Origin of the sequence: Micromonospora sp. NPDC000207, from assembly GCF_040300925.1 — a bacterium.
Lineage (GTDB): Bacteria > Actinomycetota > Actinomycetes > Mycobacteriales > Micromonosporaceae > Micromonospora.
This window is the reverse complement of sequence record NZ_JBEPEQ010000237.1, coordinates 1-1,356: the sequence shown is the minus strand read 5'-3', so window position 1 is coordinate 1,356 and position 1,356 is coordinate 1. Positions and strand designations below refer to the sequence as shown.

Annotated in this window: 1 protein-coding gene; it reads left to right on the top strand. The window is 60.0% G+C overall.

Annotated elements, in window-relative coordinates; genetic code table 11:
• Positions 1-382: 382 nt before the first annotated feature.
• Positions 383-1,356: hypothetical protein (locus ABT336_RS27405; RefSeq protein ID WP_350900492.1), on the top strand; the 974-nt coding region annotated here is incomplete at its 3' end.

Below are 1,356 nucleotides of genomic sequence, written 5' to 3'. Positions count from 1 at the left end.
CGCCGCCCTTGACGCACTTCCTGAAGGTCAACTACCCAGACAGGGGGAGACGGTCGAGGCTCCCGGATTCTCCGATCCTGTGCCCCTCGACGATTTCCTGAGTTCTTTTCGATCCCAGGGGATAGCGGAGGCGGGCGTCGAGCCGGAGCTGCTGATTGCTGCGTTGGGGCGGCATGGCCAGGCTCTGGAGCGGGACCCCGATGACCCCATGAGATTGCGGATTCCACCGACGAGGACGCTTATCAGGTGGCCGCATTCGGTTTATGCTGCTGCTATCGACGCCCTTCCTGAGGGTGAGTTACCCAAATCTCGTCAGACGGTAAGAGTTCCCGGTTATGACGTCCCCGTTCCCATCGGCAGATTCTTTTGTGATCTTCGATCGGTGGGAATTGTGAGAGCGAAGGTCGGTCAGGTTTTGGTAGATGCGTTGGGGCGGCGTGGTCTTGTTTTGGAGCCGGACCCGGCTGATCCGACGAGGGTGAAGCTTCCGCTGGCGAGGAAGCGCACTAGGTGGCCTCACTCGGTTTATGCTGCTGCTCTTGATACCTTTCCTGCGGGCAAGTTGCCCAAAGAGGGTGAGAGGGTGAAGCTTTCCGGTTATGACGCTCCTGTTTCCATTGGCGAATTTCTAAGAACTCTTCGACAAAAGGGTGTTGTGAGGGCGAAGGTCGGTCAGGTCTTGGGGGATGCGTTGGGGCGGCATGGTCTGGTTTTGGTGCCGGACCCGGCTGATCCGACGAGGGTGAAGCTTCCGCCGGCGAGGAAGCGCACTGAGTGGCCTCACTCGGTTTATGCTGCTGCTCTTGATACCTTTCCTGCGGGCAAGTTGCCCAAAGAGGGTGAGAAGGTGAAGCTTTCCGGTCACGCTAATCCCGTCCCCATCGGGTATTTCTTGGACACTCTTCGATCGGTGGGAACTTTGAGGTCGGAGGTCAGTCAGGTTTTAGTGGATGCGTTGAGGCGGCATTTTCTGGTTTTGAAGCCGGACCCGGCTGATCCGACGAGGGTGAAGCTTCCGCCGAAGGGGAAGCGCATCAATTGGGCTAACTCGTCTTATGCTGCTGCTCTCGACGCCTGCCCTGAGGGTAAGTTGCCCCGAGATGGTCAGTCGGTGGAGGTTCGCGGTTGTCCCGTTCCCGTCCCCCTCGGTAACTTCCTGCATAATCTTCGACATAGGGGGGTCGCGGATGTCGATCCGATGCTGGAGGCTGCGTTGGCACGGCATGGCCGGCGTCTGGAGCCGCATCCCACGAGGGCCGGGAAGGTGCGGCTCGTCCGGGACGTCGATGGTGCTGCTACTCATGTGGTGGCTGCTATGGCGGGTCCTCGTGCCCCGGGGCAGGAGGGCTTCGCCGG